The organism is Mesorhizobium sp. M7A.F.Ca.CA.002.09.1.1, assembly GCF_003998555.1.
Classification (GTDB): domain Bacteria; phylum Pseudomonadota; class Alphaproteobacteria; order Rhizobiales; family Rhizobiaceae; genus Mesorhizobium; species Mesorhizobium ciceri.
Genome location: NZ_RZRR01000924.1, coordinates 1 through 2,154, shown reverse-complemented (window position 1 = coordinate 2,154; position 2,154 = coordinate 1). Strand labels below are relative to the sequence as shown.

The 2,154-nt window shown below is 61.1% G+C and carries 2 protein-coding genes and 1 pseudogene; all 3 read left to right on the top strand.

Features of this window, described 5'->3' with window-relative positions:
• Nucleotides 1–1,304: FAD-binding oxidoreductase (locus tag EN994_RS28395; protein WP_127308009.1), on the top strand; the 1,304-nt coding region annotated here is incomplete at its 5' end.
• Nucleotides 1,301–1,669 carry an AraC family ligand binding domain-containing protein gene (locus tag EN994_RS28390; RefSeq protein ID WP_063168764.1) on the top strand — a complete coding sequence of 123 codons (369 nt, stop codon included), beginning with the start codon at nt 1,301–1,303 and terminating at the stop codon, nt 1,667–1,669. The genes EN994_RS28395 and EN994_RS28390, both read left to right, overlap by 4 nt.
• An 82-nt stretch (nt 1,670–1,751) precedes the next feature.
• Nucleotides 1,752–2,034 (top strand): annotated as a pseudogene (locus tag EN994_RS28385) (tyrosine-type recombinase/integrase); the annotation flags it as partial.
• Between the last annotated feature and the right edge of the window lie 120 nt (nt 2,035–2,154).

The following is a 2,154-nucleotide window of genomic DNA, read 5'->3' as shown; positions in this document are numbered from 1 at the left end:
ATCTTGGATTGTGGACGGCCATCCGCCTCAAGGAGCACAATCCAGGCTTCGATGTTGTCATTTTAGAGCGCGACATTTGTGGTGGTGGCCCGAGCGGCCGCAATTCCGGAATGGTGCTTTCGGCATGGACCAAATACAGCGCGCTTGTCGCCCTGCGCGACGGAACCGACGCGCTTTCGATCATCAAGGCATCCGAAGCCGCGATCGGCGGCATCGAGGCTTTCTGCAAGGTCGAGGCGATCGACGCCTGGTTCGATCGCATCGGCTGGATCTGGGGCGCGACGTGCGAAGCACAGCTTGGCGCCTGGGACGACGCGTTGAACAAGCTGGCGGCGCATGGCTACGTGCCTGCGCGACGCGTTTCGCGCGACGAGATCGCGGCGATGGCAGGCACGACGAGCCACCTCGGCGGCGCGTTCGACGCTTCGTCGGCAACAGTGCATCCCGGATTCCTGGTGCGCGGCCTGCGTCGTGCAGCGCTAAAGCGCGGCGTTCGGATCTATGAAAAGTCGCCGATGAAGCGGTTTTCACGACGGGGCAAGCTCACGGTGGAAACGGCGAAAGGAACTGTATCCTGCGGCAAGGTCGTGCTTGCCATGAATGCCTGGTCCGGCGCGATTCCGGAACTGGCCCCTGCGATCTTCAACATCTCCAGCGACGACGCCATGTCACAGCCCATTCCAGACCTTCTCGACAAGATCGGCTACCGCCGGGCGCCGCTGATGATCGATTCCCGCGTCTTCGTTGGCGGTTGGTCTCCGACGCGCGATGGTCGGCTGTCCGTCGGCGTCAGCGGTGGCGTTATTGGCTTCGGCGGCATCGTCGACCAGCGTTTCCATGGCCAGTCGCCCCGTGTCGCCGAAATGCGTCGCGCGCTGCGGGACGGCCACCCGGCGCTCGCCGATTTTCCGCTCGAGACATCATGGAACGGCCCGATCGACCGGACGGTGAGCGGCGTGCCACTTTTCGGCGCTTTGCGCGCCAACCGCGATGTCGTTTACGGCTATGGCTTTTCCGGCAATGGCACGACAATGGCTTATATCGGCGGCGAGATCCTCACCGGCCTGTTGACTGACGGTGAATCGGAACTGACGCATTCGGCGCTGGTTCGTCCGGTAACGCGCGGTTTCCCGCCCGAACCCTTTCGCTTTGTCGGTGCACATTTTGTCCGCGGCGCTGTGCGTCGGCGTGACGATTTCGAACATGCCGGGCGCAAGCTCGATCCGGTGACGAGATGGCTCGCCGGGCTGGCTCCGTCCGGCGTCACTCCCTCCAAAGCCAATCTTCGCGCAAAAAAGGGATGACGATGTCCAAGGCCAAGATTTTCAAGCACAGCGAGTTGACCCTAAAGCCATCGGTCACGCCGACCGGAACGTCTTCGATCGCGCGCGTGATCAATGCCGAGATCAGCCGGACCATGGGCGGCGGCATCGAGTATCTGGAGAACGCCTCGATCGACTGGACCGTGACCTATGACGAGGTGCTGTTCATCCATGAAGGCACGCTGACGATCGAACTGGATGACGGCCGCCACGAATGCCGCCCTGGCGACATCGTCTGGCTGCCCAACGGCACCCACCTCAAATACATCGCCACCGAGCGTACCGGCTATTTTTACTGTCTGTACCCATACGACTGGGCAGCACGGCAAGGGACGGTAGAACCTTGAAGTGGCAGGCATATCATGGATTGGCCCTTCACGGCGCAGTTCCGGGGTAGCGAAACTGCTGTTTTGGCATCTCCGCGCCGACCGGCGCGGCGAAACAGTTCTAGTCACGGAATATGGCCAACCTTTCTCGCCGAAATCTCTGACCGGTGCTATGACCCACTGGTGCGCTCTCGCGGGATTGCCGAAGGGCCTTACGCTGCATGGTCTGCGGAAGTCACTTGGGGTCTATCTCGCCGAAGCGGAGGCATCCACCAGGCAGATGTTGGATGTCTCGGCCATGACGACATTGACCATGCCGAACTCTATTCCCGGGAAGCGTCGCAGGTGCGTTGGCTGTGCAGGGCATGGACCGAGTCGTACGGCTGGTAACGCGCTTGGCGAACCTCGTGGCGAACCTGTCAATAAACCCATTGATAATAATGCCCTTCCCGAGAGATGGGTGACAGTTCATTCTGGATAGATGGGTTACACTTTCGGCCCTTTGC